This is a genomic window from Blastococcus mobilis, from assembly GCF_900188025.1.
GTDB classification, from domain to species: Bacteria; Actinomycetota; Actinomycetes; order Mycobacteriales; family Geodermatophilaceae; genus Blastococcus_B; species Blastococcus_B mobilis.
Genome location: NZ_FZNO01000003.1, coordinates 154936 through 170838, shown reverse-complemented (window position 1 = coordinate 170838; position 15903 = coordinate 154936). Strand labels below are relative to the sequence as shown.

The following is a 15903-nucleotide window of genomic DNA, read 5'->3' as shown; positions in this document are numbered from 1 at the left end:
CACAGGGCCGGGCGGAACTCATGCTCCGCCCGGCCCTGGGTGCTCGGGTCCTCGGTCAGGCGGAACCGTCCGCGCCACCATCGGCACCGCCGTCCGCGCCGCCGTCCGCGCCACCGTCCGCGCCGCCGTCCGCGCCGCCATCGGCACCCCCATCGGCACCGCCGTCCGCGCCGCCGTCCGCGCCGCCATCGGCACCCCCATCGGCGCCGCCATCGGCACCCCCATCGGCACCGCCGTCCGCGCCGCCGTCCGCTCCGCCGTCGGCACCGCCGTCGCGGGCTCCCGGCGTGCCGGACGCCCCACCGTCGGCCGGGCCCTCCGTGCTGGTCATGTCGTCGTCGAGCGCCATGGCATCTCCGTCCAGGATCGATCGTCGGCTGCCGGACGGCAGCCCACCGTCGCTGCTTACCTCGGCCATCCTCGTTCGACACCTGTACTCCCACCATCTCGGGGACCGGCTCCAGCGCCGGTCCCAGCGGCGCGAGACGGCGGGCGCCGACACGCGCGCGTCGCCGCCCGGGCCCGTTAGTCTCCCCCCAGCCGTCGAACAGGTGTTCGATGCGAGAGGAGGGTTTCGTGGGATCGCCGGCCGGGCGGGCGGAGGGATGCAGCGTCCTGCACGTCGACATGGACGCGTTCTTCGCCAGCGTCGAGGTGCGGCGACGTCCCGAGCTGGCCGGGACCCCGGTGATCGTCGGCGGGGCCGGCAACCGGGGCGTGGTCACCTCGGCCACCTACGAGGCCCGCCGCTACGGCGTGCACGCGGCCATGCCGACCGCCCGGGCCCTGCGGCTGTGCCCGACGGCGACGGTGTTGCCGGGGGACATGGCGCTCTACACCGAGGTCTCCCGGTCGGTGATGGCGCTGTTCCGCTCGGTCACCCCTCTCGTGGAGCCCTTGTCGCTGGACGAGGCCTTCCTCGACGTGTCCGGGGCCGGGCGCCGGCTGGGTGACGCCGCGGAGATCGGTGAGTACCTGCGCGCCCGCGTCTTCGACGAGCAGGGGATCACCTGCTCGGTCGGGGTGGCGGGCACCAAGTTCGTCGCCAAGCTCGCCTCCGCCCGGGCCAAGCCCGACGGGTTGCTGATCGTCCGCCCGCCGGAGGTCATGGACTTCCTGCACCCGCTGCCGGTGGGGGCGCTCTGGGGAGTGGGCCCCAAGACGGAGGAGTCGCTGCTCCGACTGGGGCTGCGCACGGTCGGCGACCTCGCGCACGTGCCGGTGAAGACCCTGCAACGCGGACTGGGAGCGGCGGTCGGCACGCACCTGCACGAGCTGTCCTGGGGCAGGGACCCCCGGCGGGTGGTGCCGGACGAGCCGGAGAAGTCGACCGGTCACGAGGAGACCTTCGGCACCGACGTCGACGACCCGGCCGTCATCCACCGCGAGCTGTTGCTGTTGTCCGAGCGGACAGCGGGCCGGCTCCGCTCCGGCGGATGGCTGGCCCGCACGGTGAGCATCAAGGTCCGGTTCGCCGACTTCGCCACGATCACCCGCAGCCGCACCCTCGACGTGCCCACCGACGTCGGCCAGGAGCTGTACGACACCGCCCGCGCCCTCTTCGACGCGCTCGGTCTCGACCGGGCCCGCATCCGGCTGGTTGGGGTGCGAGCCGAACGCCTGGTCGACGCCGGGTCCGCGCCCCGACAGCTGGAGCTCGGTGCCCGGGAGCGCGGCCGCCGGGACGCCGAGCTGGCCGCGGACCGGGCCGCTCGCCGGTTCGGTGCCGGCGCGGTGCGGCCGGCGACGCTGCTGCTTCGGACGGGACGGCCGGGCACGGGACGGCCGGGCACGGGGCGGACCAGCGCGGATTCGCTCCCGAGGACGGCGCGGAACCCGAGCGGGGGATCGGCCGTTGAGTACCCCGAGGAGTGATCGCGAGATGATCCTGACCGGTCGCCGCGCGGTCGCCTTTCGCAGCCTGCAAAGGCCTCGTATCCTCGAAGTCACCGTCGGCGGGAGCCACCGACGGCCCTGGCTCCGCCCACCTGGAGGTCGACGTGCCGCTCTCCGAACACGAGCAGCGTCTGCTGGAGCAGATCGAGCGCGCCCTCGTCGATGACGATCCCAAGTTCGCCTCGTCCGTACGCACCGGTGACCGCCGGTTGAAAGCACGCCGCAAGCTGCAGGTCGGCGCGGGCCTCGTCGTGGTCGGTCTGGCCGTCCTCGTCGGCGGCGCGGTCGCCCGATCGGTGCCGCTGGGGGTCTTCGGCTTCCTGGTCGCTTTCGCCGGCGTCACCCTCGGCGTCCTCAACTACAAGGCCGCGACCGGCGTGGTCGAGGCCGGCAGCCCGCCCGCCGGGAGCCGTGGCCCGGCCGGCCCCGGTCGTTCCGGCCGTGGTGGTCGCGCCGGCCGTCAGCCGCTGAAGAACCGTCTCGAGGAGCGCTTCCGCCGCCGCTACGACCAGTAGCTGCCGGGGCGCCGTCCCGCTCCCGCCGTGAGCCGCTGTCCGCCCGGACGGCGGCTCACGTCGTCCGGGGCGCAGGTCAGACCGTCCGCGTCCGCCGCCCCCGCCGGATCCGGTGCAGGGACAGCCGTCGGCCCGCCTCCGCCACCAGCCGGCTCCCGGCGCCGCTGACGAGGGACGCCGGCCAGATCCGCGCCCGCAGCCGCTTCCCGGGAGGCAGCGAGCCCAGGAGGGCCTTGCGTGCCGTCTGCAGCGCCACGGGCAGGTCGGGATGTGCCCGTTCCCCGGCGGTCGGCCCGTAGCTGGCCGCCTCCTCGGCCAGGGCCAGTCGCACGACCGCGTCGGTACCCGGCCCGCCGGACGCCCCCGAGCGGGCCAGGACGGCGCCCAGCTCGCGCGCCGACTGCCGGGGCGTCCAGGCCGGGTGCAGCCGCACCCCGGCGTCCAGGGCACTCGCGGTCAGCTCGTCCCACAGGGCCCCTGCGGTGCCCGCGGCGACGCGGCGCCGCCGCTGCAGGGCGCGCACTCCGGCCGGCGTCGCCACGAGCGCGCCGGCCAGCGCGGTGATGCCCAGCCCGCCGGCGAGCCGCCACAGCAGGTCGTCGGCACCCTGGCCCGACGGCACGGTCGGGGCGGCGCCGGGGTCGCGGTGCTGCGGAACGGAGGGGAGGGGCCGCGCGGGCACGGTGGGCGCGGGCGCCTCGGCCCGGCCGTCGGTGTCGTCCCGCTCGTCCGCGCGGGGCGCCCACGGCAGGTCGACGGCGCGGTCGCGGGCGATGGGCGTCGGGTCGAAGGGCACCCAGCCCAGGTCCTCGAAGTACACCTCCACCCAGGCGTGCGCGTCGTCGCTGGTGATGAGGCGGCTGCCGTCGTCCCGCTCGGTGCCGGGCGTGTATCCCAGCGCGACCCGGGCGGGCACGCCGGCGGCCCGCACCATGACCGCCATCGCGCCGGCGTACTGCTCGCAGTAGCCGCGGCGCAGCTGCAGGAAGTCCACGAGGTCGTCACCGCTGGTGCCGGGCGCGGTCGAGAGGCTGTAGGTGAAGCCGTTGGCGCGGTCGGTCAGGAAGCCGTGGATGCGGGAGACCCGCTCGTAGGGCGTGTCGGCCCCGGCGGTCACCTCGGCGACCCGATCGGTGACCCGCGGGTCCAGGAGGGGGAGTGCGGTGAACTGCTGCTGGATCGGGCTGCCCGGCGCCAGCGGGCGCGCCTCGGCGAGCTCGGCCGCCGTGGGGCGGGGCTCGACGGCGGTGACCGTGTAGCTCCGGCCGCCGCTGGTCACCTCACGGCCGTAGACGGTTCCGGTGTCGGGGTCGAAGCGCCAGCCGTCGTCCCCGTCGTCGTCCAGGCGGACCGACAGCGGGGAGAAGGGCATCGGCAGGAATCGGTCGTCGTGCTCCAGCACCTGGATCGTCACGGTGACCGGCCGGTTCGACAGGCGCTCCGGGAGCGGGGCCAGGCGGTCGTCGTCGGCGACGGATTCCTCGCCGCGCATGTTGCTCAGCGTCCAGCCGGACTCGTTGTCGTACTCGTCGATGGCCACGGCTCGGAGATGGCCCGGGTCCTCCACCGAGGTCTCCACCTGCAGCAGGTGGATCGGCTCGGGCAGCGTCAGCTGGCCCTGCATCGCCGCCACCGGGTCCAGCGAGGTGCCAGTGGCACTGCCGGACCCGCCTCCGAGCCCGGTGGCGAGCGAGCCCTCCGTCAGGGTCGGCACCAGGGGTCCGAGCACCAGGCCCGCCACGAGGGCGACCGCCCCGATCCGCAGCGCGGCCACTCCGCCGGTGCCCAGGGCGCGCCGGGTCGCCCGCCCGGAGTCGGCCAGCCGTCGGCGCTGGTCGGTCCACAGCAGGAGCGCCAGACCCGCGGCCGGTGCCACCAGCGCGACCAGCCCGATCGTTCCGGTGATCGTCACCACCGGTACGCAGTAGAGGACCAGCAGCCCGAGCCCGGCGAGGCCGCCCTGCCGTCCGGCCACGGTCACCAGGTCCACCAGGACGGCGATCAGGCCCACGAACACGGCGGTCAGTGCCAGCAGGCCGGTGAGCGGGAGCGCCGGGGTCGCCTGCTCGCGGAGTTCGGCCAGGCCCTCGCTCAGCACCGCGGCGAGCTGCCGGAGACTCGCCTCCGTCGGCAGGAGTCCCGCGACCGCCCGCGCGGGTGCGAACAGAGCGGTGAGGACACACAGGACCAGCGCCAGCTGGCCCACCGGCACCAGGACCACACCGAGCGCCGACAGGTCGTCGGAGGCGGCGCGCCCGCGAGTCAGGCCGGTCCGGAGAGCCGCCCCGCCCGCCCGCAGCAGCAGTCCGCCGGCCAGGACGGTCAGCACCACCGCCACCACGGGCCCCAGCCACGCGGCGGAGGTGTAGACCGGCGTCAGCGCCGCGGCCCCGAGGAGGGTTGCCAGCGCCGCGGCTCCCGCGGTCCGGACGTCCTGGTCGTTCACGTCCTGCCTCCGTGCAGACCCGCGACGGTGACCGGGTCCGCCTGCGCCGGAGCGCCCAGGGTGGCCCAGACCTCGGCGACGGCGGTGTCGGCGCGGGCGACGGCCACCCGCCAGCCCGCCGCCCGCAGGAGGGTCGCGGCCTCCTCGCGCTGGGCGGCCAGCGCGCCGCGCGAGGCGGCCGACGGCCCCCGGTGACCGCGGCCGTGCCCGGTGTCCACCCAGCTCTCGATGTCGGTGAGCACGGCCAGGTCGGTCGTCGGTCCGGAGCGGCCGCGGATGAGCGACACGACGTCGTCGGGGCCCACGGCACCCAGCAGGCAGACGACCGGCCCCTCGCCGGCGGCCCGGCACGCCTGCTCCACCCCGATGTCGAGGCCCGAGACACGGGAGGGCCCGACGCCGGCGAGCCGGTCGAGCAGATCCTCCGCGCTCAGCTGGCCGCGTCCCGCGGAGGGGAGGAGTTCGCCGGTCGCGGTGACCGCCCGGAGCGTGGCGCCCCGGCGGGCGAGGTCCGTCCCGATGCTGGCGGCGGCCTCCACCACCCACTCCAGACTGTCCAGCGGTGGCGCGTCGTCTCCGGCGGGGCCCGGCCGGGGACGGTCGGTCCGGCCGGCAGGCCGAGCGTGCGGCGCCACCAGGTGGGCGCGTGCGCGCGTGTCCAGGAGGAGGGTGGCCTGCGCCCGCCACGGCCGCTCCTCGAGCCGCACCATGAGCTCGCCGGTGCGGGCGGTCGCGCGCCAGTGGACCTTCCGGAGATCGTCGCCGTGGCGGTACTCCCGGGTGCTGACGTCGTCCTCGCCCTGCACGGCGATCGACCGGCGGGAGCCCTCGCCGCCACGACCCTGCCCACCGGCCGGGCCGCCGGCAACGAGCGGCCGCACGCGGGGGACGACGAGCAGGGGTGCGCTGTCGGCACCGACGGCGCCGCGCTCCACCAGTCCGAACGGGTCGACCAGCCGCAGCCGCAGCGGGCCGAGGGTGTGCCGGCCTCGCCGGTGGCCGTGCACGCGGTAGCGCAGCGTCGTGCGCGCCCCTGCGGCCAGTCGCTCGACCACGAACACCGGCGACGTGCCCAGCTCGCCCGGCACGTGCTCGGTCAGCACCCACAGTCCACCCATCCGGGTGTCGGCGTTCGCGATCTCGAGGACGACGTCCGCGGTCTCCCCGCGCGGGACGCGGGGCGGCGTGACCGTGCGCCGGGCGCTGAGCCGGAAGCGCTCCCGGGCCACCGTCAGGGCCGAGACGAGCGGCAGGGCCAGGGTGAAGATCGCCAGCTGCACGAGCGGCCGCTCGCCGAGGAGGGCACCGACGAGCAGCAACGTGACCGCACCGGCCACGACGCACCGTCCGCGGACGGTCAGTGAGGAGAGCACGCGGCTCGCCGGCGTCGGCACGGCAGCTCAGCGCCCGCGCGGTACCGGCACGGTGGACAGCAGTTCGGTGACGACCCGCTCGGCGCTGCGCCGGCCCAGGGAGGCCTCGGCGGTCAGCAGCAGGCGGTGGGCCAGCACCGGGCCGGCGAGCAGTTGGACGTCGTCGGGGAGCACGTGGTCCCGGCCGGACAGGGCGGCCGAGGCCCGGGCCGCCCGCAGGAGCTGCAGCCCGGCGCGCGGCGAGGCACCCAGTCGCAGGTGCGGGGACCGACGCGTCGCCTCGACCAGGCCCACCACGTAGCGCCGCACCGCCTCGGAGACGTAGAGGCCGCCGACCGCCTGGACGAGGTCGCGCACGGTGGCCGCGTCGGCGACGGGGGGCAGTGTGGCCAGCGGGTCGGCGGTCGACCGCTCGTCGAGCATCGCCAGCTCGGCGTCGCGGCCGGGGTAACCCATGGAGACCCGCGCGGTGAACCGGTCGCGCTGGGCCTCGGGCAGGGGATAGGTGCCCTCCATCTCCAGCGGGTTCTGCGTCGCCATCACCAGGAACGGACGGGCCAGCTCGTAGCTGACGCCGTCCACGGTGACCTGACGCTCCTCCATGCACTCCAGGAGGGCCGACTGCGTCTTCGGGGAGGCGCGGTTGATCTCGTCCGCCACCACGATGTTGGCGAAGATCGCGCCGGGCTTGAACTCGAACGCCCGGGTCTCCTGGTCGTAGACCGCCACCCCGGTGACGTCGCTCGGCAGCAGGTCGGGTGTGAACTGGATGCGCCGGACCGTCGCGTCGACGGAGGACGCCAGCGCCTTGGCCAGGGTCGTCTTCCCGACGCCGGGCACGTCCTCGATCAGCAGGTGACCCTCGGCGAGCAGCACCACCAGCGCCAGCCGCACGACGTCGTCCTTGCCCTGCACGACCCGGCCGACGTTGGCCGCGATCCCCGCGCCGACCGCGGCGACGTCGACCGAGGGACCGGCCGCTCCGTCGGCGGTGCGTGTCGCCTCCGTCACCTCTCCACCGTACGTGGCGGAAACCGTTCTGGAACCGGGCTCGCCCCGGCCTGGCCCCGGCGCGCGGCGGGCGGCGCGGACCTCGCCGGTGACCTGCGCGGTTCCGCCGCCGACGCACTGAGGGCAGCGGTGGGGGCGGCTGGTCACGACACGGTGTGGAGTGGTGTCCAGTGGGGGCTGGTGGGTTACTGTGTCGCCCGGTGGGGAGGCAGGGACCGTCCGGGGTCTCCGCAGGGCCACGGGAGGACCGATGCAGGGGGTGATCCGGTGTTCGTCGGCAGCTATCCGTTGCGGCTCGACGAGAAGGGCCGGCTCGCCCTCCCCGTCCGCTTCCGCGACCAGGTGGCCGACGGCATGGTGATCAAGAAGGGCCAGGAGCGCTGCATCTACGGCCTCACCATGGCCCGGGTCGCCGAGCAGAGCGCTGCGATGGCCGCGATGGCGCCCTCCGACACCGCGCGGGCACGCATGGCCGCCCGCATGAGCTTCGGCTCGATGGTCGAGATCGAGCCGGACAAGACCGGCCGCATCACCATCCCCGCGAGCCTCCGGGAGTACGCCGGGCTGGACCGCGACGTCGTCGTCGTCGGCGTGGACACCCGCTTCGAGATCTGGGACGCCGCCAACTGGGAGGCCTACGTGGCCGAACTCGAGGCCGCCTACGCCGACATGGAGAGCGAGGGGATGCCGACGCTGTCGTGATCCCGGGAACGCCTCCACCCGCAACGACCGGGTCATCGAGGACATCCCGTTCGAGCCGCCTTCCCCGCGGCTCGACCGGTCCGGGCCCCAGCCGCCTTCCCCGCGGCTCGGTCCCGCCGTCCTCGAGAGGACTCCGCAGCGGGTGGGCGGACCACCCCGCCCCCGCGGGACGTCACCTGACGCTCTTCCCCGACGCCAGGCGGCCCCCGCGGGGGGCGGGCTCCCATCCACGGCGCTGACCGCCAGCCGCCCCCGGCGCCCCACCCCGCTCCACCCGCCCCACTCCGCTCCACTCGCCCCACTCCGCTCCACTCGCCCCACCCCGCTCCACCGGAGCCCGCGCGTCCCACCCCCGGGCTCCCCGGCGCGGCACCATTCCGGGAAGCAACCCCGGACCCCTTCGAGAGGCAGTCGACGATGAGCAGCACGGGATCTGCCGCGGCGCAGGGCCCACTGCGGCCTCCGGTGCACGTGCCCGTCCTGCTCGAGCGCGTCCTCGAACTCCTCGGCCCCGCCTGCGCCGCCGACGGCGCCGTCCTCGTCGACGCCACCCTCGGGCTGGCCGGCCACGCGCTGGCGATGCTCGACGCCCATCCCGGACTCCGGCTCGTCGGCCTGGACCGCGACCCCGAGGCGCGCGCGGAGGCCGCCCGCCGGATCGAGGCCGCCGGGCACAGCGAGCGGGCCACCCTGGTGCCCGCCGTCTTCGACGAGCTGCCCGACGTGCTCAGCCGCCTCGGCATCCAGGAGGTGCAGGGAGTGCTGTTCGACCTCGGCGTCTCCTCGCTGCAACTGGACCGGCCCGACCGGGGTTTCAGCTACTCGGCCGACGCGCCGCTGGACATGCGGATGGACCCGGGAGCCGCACGGACCGCTGCCGACGTCGTGAACACCTACTCGCCCAAGGAACTCGCCCGCGTCCTCCGCGTGTACGGCGAGGAGCGCTTCGCCACCCGCATCGCCGCGGCGATCGACCGGGAACGGGCCCGCGAGCCCTTCACCAGCACCGGCCGGCTGGCCGAGCTCGTCCGCGAGGCCATCCCGGCGGCCACCCGCCGCACCGGCGGCCACCCCGCGAAGCGGACCTTCCAGGCGCTGCGCATCGAGGTCAACGACGAGCTCGGCGTCCTGAACCGGGCACTGCCCGCGGCGGTCGATGCCCTCGCCGTCGGCGGGCGGATCGTCGTCATCACCTTCCACTCCCTCGAGGACCGGATCGTCAAGCAGACGCTGGCCGCCGACGCCGTCGACCGGACCCCACCGGAGTTCCCCATGCCGGTGCCCGAGCTCGGCCCCGTGCTGCGCCTCCTGACGCGGGGGGGCGAGGCAGCCACCGACGAGGAGCTCGCCGCCAACCCCCGGGCGGCGTCCGCGCGGGTCCGTGCCGCCGAGCGCATCCGGAGAGCCGCATGACCCGCGCCACCGCCCGCGTCACCCCACCGTCGGTCCGGACCTCCTCGACCGTCCGGGCCGCGACGCCGAGCCGGCGCACCGGTTCCCGCGCCACCCCGCGCCCGGAGCTGCGCCTCGTGCCGGGCCCGGCCGCCGTCCGGCCCGGCCGACGGGCGCCCCGGGCGCTGTGGCACCCCCGTGCGCCCTTCGTGCTGCTGGTCGTCGCGATGCTGATCGGCACCACGCTGGGTCTGCTGGTCCTCAACACGGGAATCGCCGTCGACTCGCTCAAGGCCACCGAGCTGCGGGCCGACAACGCCGCGCGCGCCCAGGAGGTCCAGCGGCTGGAGCAGCAGGTCGTCAGTGGTGGCGCGCCCGCCGAGATCGCCCGGGCGGCGGTCGCGGCCGGGATGGTCCCCGCCGGACCGGCCGCCTACCTCGTGATCGACCCCGACGGCGGCTCGATCCTGCGCGGCACCCCGGCCCCCGCGGAGGCTCCCACTCCCGGGGACGGGAACTGACTCGTGCCGAACGCCTTCACCTCCCGTCGCGTCCCCGGCAGCCGGCGCAGCGGCGTGGGCCTGTCGATGGACCAGCGCGGGATGCGCAACCGGTGGGGCCTGATCTTCATGATCAGCCTGCTGGTGCTCGTGGTCGGCAAGCTGGCGGTGCTCCAGGGGGTCGACGGCGCGGCCTACGCCAACGCTGCGGAGCAGGACCGGCTGCGCACCTATCCCATCGCGGCGCTGCGCGGGGCCGTCCTCGACCGGGACGGCAACCCCCTCGCCTACACCGTCGACGCCTTCCGGGTGGTGGCCGACCCCCAGGTCGTCCGCGATCCGGAACGGACCGCCCTGGCGCTGACGACGCTGCTGGACGTCCCGGTGCCCGAGCTGACCGAGCGACTGTCCAAGGACAGCCGCTACGTCGTCCTCGCCACCCAGGTCTCACCGGAGACCACCGACGCGATCGACGCGCTGGAGCTGCCGGGGATCCTGTTCGAGGACGACCCGGTCCGGCTCTACCCGGCCGGCGCCGTCGGCGGCCAGGTCGTCGGATTCGTGGGCCGGGAGGGCGAGGGACTCGCCGGGATCGAGCGGACCTTCGAGGAGGAGCTCGCCGGTCGGCCCGGCCAGCGGCGGGTGGAGGTCGGCAGCGGCGGCCACCCCATCCCGTCGGGCATCGACGAGTCCACCCCCGCCACGGACGGCGACTCCGTCACCCTGACCCTCGACCAGGACCTGCAGTACGTCACCGAGCAGCGGCTCGGCCAGGCCTGCGCGGACGGCGCCACGACCCAGGCCTCCGCGGTCGTGCTGGACGTCCGGACCGGCCAGGTGGTCGCGATGGGCTCGTGCCCGGGTTACGACCCCGGCAAGTACTCCACGACGGATCCCGACCTGCTCGGCAACCCGTTGGTGTCCGACGTGTTCGAGCCCGGTTCGGTGATGAAGGCCGTGACGCTGTCGGCCGCACTGGAGGAAGGTGTCGCGGAGCCGGACGACGTCCTGACCGTCGACGGCCACATCCGGGCCGGCGACCGCGTCGTCACCGACGCCCACGACCACGAGCCGATCGACTGGACGGTCACCGGCATCCTCGCCAAGTCCAGCAACGTCGGCACGATCATGCTCGCCCGCGAGGTCGGCGACGAGAAGCTCGAGCGGTACCTGCGGGCCTTCGGTGTCGGCGAGACCACCGGGATCGAGCTGCCCGGTGAGAGCGCCGGCATCCTGCAGGACTCTGAGGACTGGAGCGGCATCCGGGCGGCCAACGTCGCGATCGGTCAGGGCGTGTCGGTCACGACCCTGCAGATGGCCGCGATCTACCAGGCGATCGCGAACGACGGCGTGCGGATCCCCCCGCGCATCGTCGAGTCGGTGACCGGGCCCGACGGTCGGGTCACCGAGACGCCGGCCCCCGAGGCCACCCGGGTGATCAGCGAGGCCACCGCCCACGAGATGGCCTACATGCTCGAGGCGGTCGTGGGGCCGGGCGGCACGGCGCCGCTGGGCCAGATCGAGGGCTTCCGGGTGGCCGGGAAGACCGGCACCGCCCAGCGGGCCAATCCCGAGTGCAACTGCTACGCGGGTGGCGGCTACGTGACCACGTTCGTCGGCTTCGCGCCCGCCGACGACCCGCAGTACGTCGTCGCCGTCGACCTCGAGCGCCCCTCGAGCTCGGCCGAGGGCGGCCAGGTGGCCGCGCCGGTCTTCGCCGACATCCTCCGCTACGCGCTGACCGCTGACGGCGTCGTCCCCTCCGGGACGGCCCGGCCCGACTTCGTGCTCACCGGCACCCCCTGACCACAGTCCCCTGAACCCACCCCGGCCCGCCAGAACGGCGGCCGGGGCCAGCCCACCCCTGCCCGCGGCGGGCTGCCCCGACGAGGTGCGCAGTCCGGCGGGTGCGCGCCGGTAGATTGGAGCCCCGTGACCCCGACGACCGATGCCGGGTCTGTGCCCCGGCCCGTGGGGGACCGGCCGCTGACCGGTCCCCTGACGCTGGCCGACCTCACCGATCTCGTCGGCGCTCCCGTCTCCGGCTGCGAAGCCGGCGACCCGGTGATCTCCGGCGTGACGCTCGCGTCGGGCGAGGTGCGGTCCGGTGACCTCTACGCCGCCCTGCCGGGCGCCAGGACCCACGGCGCCCGATTCGCCGCCGACGCGGCTCGTCGCGGCGCGGTGGCCGTTCTCACCGACCCGACGGGCCGGGAGACGGCTGCGACCGCCGGCCTGCCGGTGTGCGTCGTGGACGACCCCCGAGCGGTGCTCGGCCTCGTCGCCGACCGCGTCTACGGCGAGCCCAGCCGCGCGCTCCGCGTCATCGGCATCACCGGCACGAACGGCAAGACGACGACGGCCTACCTCGTCGAGGCCGGCCTCGCCGCCGCGGGCCTGGGGACCGGGCTCATCGGCACCGTGCAGACCCGGACACGTGGCCGGGCCGCCGACGGCGCACCCACCGAGACCGCCTTCCCCAGCGTCCGGACCACCCCCGAGGCGCCCGCCCTGCACGCGCTCCTGGCGACCATGGCCGGGTCGGGGGTCTCCGCCGTCGTCATGGAGGTGTCCAGCCACGCGCTGGTGCTGGGCCGGGTCGGCGGCGTGCGGTTCGCCGCCGCCGGGTTCACCAACCTCGGCCGGGACCACCTGGACTTCCACGGCGACCTCGAGGAGTACTTCCGGGCCAAGGCGATGCTCTTCGACGGCCGGGCCGCGGCGGAGGTCGTCGACGTCGACGACGAGGCCGGTCGCCGGCTGGCCGGACTGCGGCCGGATGCCGGGACCGTGTCGATCACCGGCCCGGCCGACTGGAGCGCGACCGACGTGGCGACCGCGCCCGACGGTGGCTCGACCTTCACGCTCTCCGGCCCCGGCGGGCGTACCTGGCCGGGGCGGCTACGGCTGCCCGGGCGCTTCAACGTGGCCAACGCCGTTCTGGCCGTCGCCCTCCTCGACGCCGTCGGCGTGCCCGTGGAGACGGCGCTGGCCGGCATCGCCGCGACCGTCGTCCCCGGCCGCATGGAGCCCGTCGAGGCCGGCCAGCCGTTCGTCGCCGTCGTCGACTACGCCCACACGCCCGATGCCGTCACCACGGCCCTCACCGCCCTGCGCGGGGCGACGGAGGGCCGGCTGATCACCGTCCTGGGCTGCGGGGGCGAGCGTGACCCGGGCAAGCGGCCCGCGATGGGTGCCGCCGCCGCCGAGGCCAGCGACATCCTCGTGGTGACCGACGACAACCCACGCTCGGAGGACCCGGCGGTCATCCGCGCCGCGATGCTCGCCGGGGCCCGGGACGTCCCCGCGGAACGCCGCGCCGAGGTGCACGAGGTCGCCGGCCGTCGCGACGCGCTCGCCGCCGCCGTCGCCCTGGCCGGCCCCGGGGACACGCTGCTCGTCGCCGGGAAGGGGCACGAGACGGGCCAGGAGGTCGCCGGCATCGTGCATCCCTTCGACGACCGGGACGTCCTGCGCGAGGTGCTCGCGGCGCTGGGGACCGCATGATCCCGCTGTCGCTGGCCGAGGTGGCCGAGCTGTCCGGTGGCGTGCTGACCCGACCCGACGGTGCCCGCGTCACCGGGAAGGTCACGCTCGACTCCCGCACGGTGGCGCCCGGCGACCTGTTCGTCGCGGTCGCGGGGGAGCGGGTCGACGGCCACGACTTCCTGGCCGCGGCCGCGGCCGCCGGTGCCGTGGCCGCGCTGAGCACCCGCCCCGACGACGCGCTGCCGACGGTCGTCGTCGAGGACCCGGTCGCCGCACTGGGTCGGCTGGCCGCCGGGGTGCACGCCCGGCTGGCCGCCGGGGGACTGCGGACGCTGGGGATCACCGGCTCGTCCGGCAAGACTTCCACCAAGGACCTGCTGGGCCAGGTGCTCGCCGCCGCCGGGCCCACCGTCAGCCCGCCGGGCTCGTACAACAACGACATCGGTCTGCCGCTCACCGTCCTCGACGCCGACGAGGACACCCGCTTCCTGGTGCTGGAGATGGGGTCCCGCGGCCCGGGGCACATCGCCCGCCTGTGCCGCATCGCCCGCCCGCAGGTCGGGGTGGTGCTCAACGTCGGCTCGGCACACCTGGGCGAGTTCGGCAGCCCCGAGGGCATCGCGACGGCCAAGGGAGAACTCGTCGAGGCGCTGCCCGAGGACGGGACCGCCGTCCTCAACGCCGACGACCCCCGGGTCCTCGGGATGGCACCCCGCACGGACGCGGCCGTCCTGACCACCGGCCGGGGGACGGACGCCGACGTCCGGGCCACCGCCGTCACGCTCGACGACTCGGCCCGCCCCCGCTTCACGCTGGTCGTGGCGGGCGAGGAGCACCCGGTGGCACTGCAGGTGGTCGGCGAGCACCAGGTCGCCAACGCGCTGTCGGCCGCCGGGGCCGCGCTCGCGGTGGGCATGCCGCCCGCGGAGATCGCGGCGGCTCTCTCCGCGGCCGCTCCGCGCAGCCGCTGGCGGATGGAGGTCGACCGCCGCGCCGACGGGGTGACCGTCGTCAACGACGCCTACAACGCCAACCCGGAGTCGATGCGGGCGGCGCTCGCCGCGCTCGCCGGGCTGCCCGGCGAGCGCCGGATCGCCGTCCTCGGTGGGATGGGTGAGCTGGGTGCGGACGCGCCGGCCGAGCACGAGCGGCTGGGCCGCGACGCGGTCGCCGCGGGCGTGGACCTGATCGTGGCCGTGGGAGCCGATGCGGTAGGCATAGCCGAGGGCGCCGCCGCCGCAGGGCGTCGCGCAGGAGAGGAGTCGGTGCACGTGCCGGACCGGGCCGCTGCCCGCGAGCTGCTGTCGGAGGTGCTCCGTCCCGGGGACGTCGTCCTGGTCAAGGCCAGCCGCTCCTATGGGCTGGAACTGCTCGCCGCCGACCTCCTGACCACGGGGGCCGGCGCATGAGGTCGGTCCTGATCGCGTCCGGGTTCAGCCTGATCATCTCCATCCTGCTCACCCCGCTGGCCATCCGTGCCTTCCGCCGGCAGGGGCTGGGGCAGGAGATCCGGGACGACGGGCCGGAGAGCCACCTGTCGAAGAAGGGCACGCCCACCATGGGCGGCACGGTGATCGTCGGTGCGACCGTCGGTGGCTACGTGGCCGCGCACCTGTTCCTGGGCGGTCGGGACAACTGGGGGTTCACCGCCAGCGGGCTGATGCTGATCTTCCTCATGGTGGGCATGGGCACCGTCGGCTTCCTGGACGACTACCTCAAGATCCGTCACCGTCGCAGCCTCGGGCTCAACAAGACCGCCAAGCTCGTCGGCCAGCTGCTGGTGGGCGTCTCCTTCGCGGTGCTCGCCATCAACTTCCCCAACAGCGACGGCGTGACGCCGGCGTCCACCGTCGTCTCCTATGTCCGGGACATCGCCCCGTTCGCGCTGGGCTCGATCGCCTTCGTGATCCTGGCCTACCTGTTCATCGCCGGCTTCTCCAACGCGGTGAACCTCACCGACGGTCTGGACGGCCTGGCGGCGGGCTCCTCGGCCATGGTGTTCGCCTCCTACGTCTTCATCTCCTTCTGGCAGTTCACCCACGACTGCGCCAACGAGCTCATCGACGGCTGCTACACCGTCCGCGACCCGCTGGACGTCACCCTCGTCGCGGCCGCCGGCCTGGGCGCCTGCCTCGGCTTCCTGTGGTGGAACACCAGTCCGGCCCGGATCTTCATGGGTGACACCGGCTCCCTGGCCCTGGGTGGCCTGCTGTCGGGCCTGGCCATCGTGACGCGTACCGAGCTGCTGCTGATCGTGCTGGGTGGGCTGTTCGTCGCGGTCACGCTGTCGGTGGTCATCCAGGTCGCCTTCTTCCGGGCGACCCGCAGGCGGGTCTTCCGGATGGCGCCGCTGCATCACCACTTCGAGCTCGCGGGCTGGACGGAGAACACCGTCATCGTGCGGTTCTGGCTGGTGACGGCGATGGCCGTCGCTTTCGGCATCGGGCTGTTCTACGCCGACTGGCTGAACATCGTCGGGCTGTGAGCGACGCGTCACCCACCGGCAGGCCGTCGGTCCTCCTCGCGCGACACGCACCGGGGATCGGCCTGGCGGGGCGGCCCAGCAGCGACGATGGGGT

At 75.1% G+C, this 15903-nt stretch carries 13 protein-coding genes; 9 read left to right on the top strand and 4 right to left on the bottom strand.

The window, feature by feature from the left end; genetic code table 11:
• Positions 1–55: 55 nt before the first annotated feature.
• The gene (locus tag CHB94_RS04130; RefSeq protein WP_089335319.1) at positions 56–349 is read right to left on the bottom strand and encodes a BatC protein; all 294 of its coding nucleotides are present in this window, start codon (positions 347–349) and stop codon (positions 56–58) included.
• A gap of 227 nt (positions 350–576) precedes the next feature.
• On the opposite strand from CHB94_RS04130, the gene dinB reads away from it, so the two are divergent.
• Together dinB and CHB94_RS04120 are read left to right on the top strand one after the other, a co-directional pair.
• Positions 577–1875: a DNA polymerase IV gene (dinB, locus tag CHB94_RS04125; protein WP_254920385.1), complete on the top strand. Its 1299-nt coding sequence runs from the start codon at positions 577–579 to the stop codon at positions 1873–1875.
• 125 nt (positions 1876–2000) lie between these two features.
• On the top strand, positions 2001–2411 hold the full coding sequence (locus CHB94_RS04120) for an SCO2097 family morphological protein (RefSeq protein ID WP_089335318.1): 411 nt from the start codon (positions 2001–2003) through the stop codon (positions 2409–2411).
• Positions 2412–2487: 76 nt separating this feature from the next.
• Here the strand turns inward: CHB94_RS04120 and CHB94_RS04115 are convergent, their stop codons facing one another.
• The 3 genes from CHB94_RS04115 to CHB94_RS04105 are packed head-to-tail and all read right to left on the bottom strand — an operon-like array spanning position 2488 to position 7241.
• Positions 2488–4857, bottom strand: a complete 2370-nt coding sequence (locus CHB94_RS04115; protein ID WP_089335317.1) for a transglutaminase TgpA family protein — start codon at positions 4855–4857, stop codon at positions 2488–2490.
• Complete coding sequence (locus tag CHB94_RS04110; RefSeq protein ID WP_089335316.1) at positions 4854–6251, bottom strand: DUF58 domain-containing protein; 1398 nt, start codon at positions 6249–6251, stop codon at positions 4854–4856. The genes CHB94_RS04115 and CHB94_RS04110 overlap by 4 nt, the downstream gene beginning before the upstream one ends.
• Before the next feature lie 6 nt (positions 6252–6257).
• Complete coding sequence (locus tag CHB94_RS04105) at positions 6258–7241, bottom strand: AAA family ATPase (protein ID WP_089335315.1); 984 nt, start codon at positions 7239–7241, stop codon at positions 6258–6260.
• A gap of 267 nt (positions 7242–7508) precedes the next feature.
• Here CHB94_RS04105 and mraZ point away from each other — a divergent pair, with 267 nt between their 5' ends.
• From mraZ to mraY, 7 genes are all read left to right on the top strand, one after another.
• Entirely contained in the window at positions 7509–7943 is a 435-nt protein-coding gene (gene mraZ / locus CHB94_RS04100) for a division/cell wall cluster transcriptional repressor MraZ (protein ID WP_089335314.1), read from the top strand.
• A 417-nt stretch (positions 7944–8360) separates the two neighbouring features.
• On the top strand, positions 8361–9356 hold the full coding sequence (rsmH, locus tag CHB94_RS04095) for a 16S rRNA (cytosine(1402)-N(4))-methyltransferase RsmH (protein WP_089335313.1): 996 nt from the start codon (positions 8361–8363) through the stop codon (positions 9354–9356).
• Positions 9353–9856, top strand: coding sequence for a cell division protein FtsL (ftsL, locus tag CHB94_RS04090; protein WP_089335312.1), 504 nt, complete (start codon positions 9353–9355; stop codon positions 9854–9856). The genes rsmH and ftsL overlap by 4 nt, the downstream gene beginning before the upstream one ends.
• A gap of 3 nt (positions 9857–9859) precedes the next feature.
• A complete protein-coding gene (locus CHB94_RS04085) occupies positions 9860–11641 on the top strand; it encodes a peptidoglycan D,D-transpeptidase FtsI family protein (protein ID WP_254920384.1) in 1782 nt (593 codons plus the stop codon).
• Positions 11642–11767: 126 nt separating this feature from the next.
• On the top strand, positions 11768–13342 hold the full coding sequence (locus CHB94_RS04080) for a UDP-N-acetylmuramoyl-L-alanyl-D-glutamate--2,6-diaminopimelate ligase (RefSeq protein WP_089335311.1): 1575 nt from the start codon (positions 11768–11770) through the stop codon (positions 13340–13342).
• Positions 13339–14733 carry a UDP-N-acetylmuramoyl-tripeptide--D-alanyl-D-alanine ligase gene (locus tag CHB94_RS04075; protein WP_089335310.1) on the top strand — a complete coding sequence of 465 codons (1395 nt, stop codon included), beginning with the start codon at positions 13339–13341 and terminating at the stop codon, positions 14731–14733. The genes CHB94_RS04080 and CHB94_RS04075 overlap by 4 nt, the downstream gene beginning before the upstream one ends.
• Positions 14730–15809: a phospho-N-acetylmuramoyl-pentapeptide-transferase gene (gene mraY, locus CHB94_RS04070; RefSeq protein ID WP_089335309.1), complete on the top strand. Its 1080-nt coding sequence runs from the start codon at positions 14730–14732 to the stop codon at positions 15807–15809. Before CHB94_RS04075 ends, mraY begins: the two co-directional genes overlap by 4 nt.
• Positions 15810–15903: the final 94 nt, after the last annotated feature.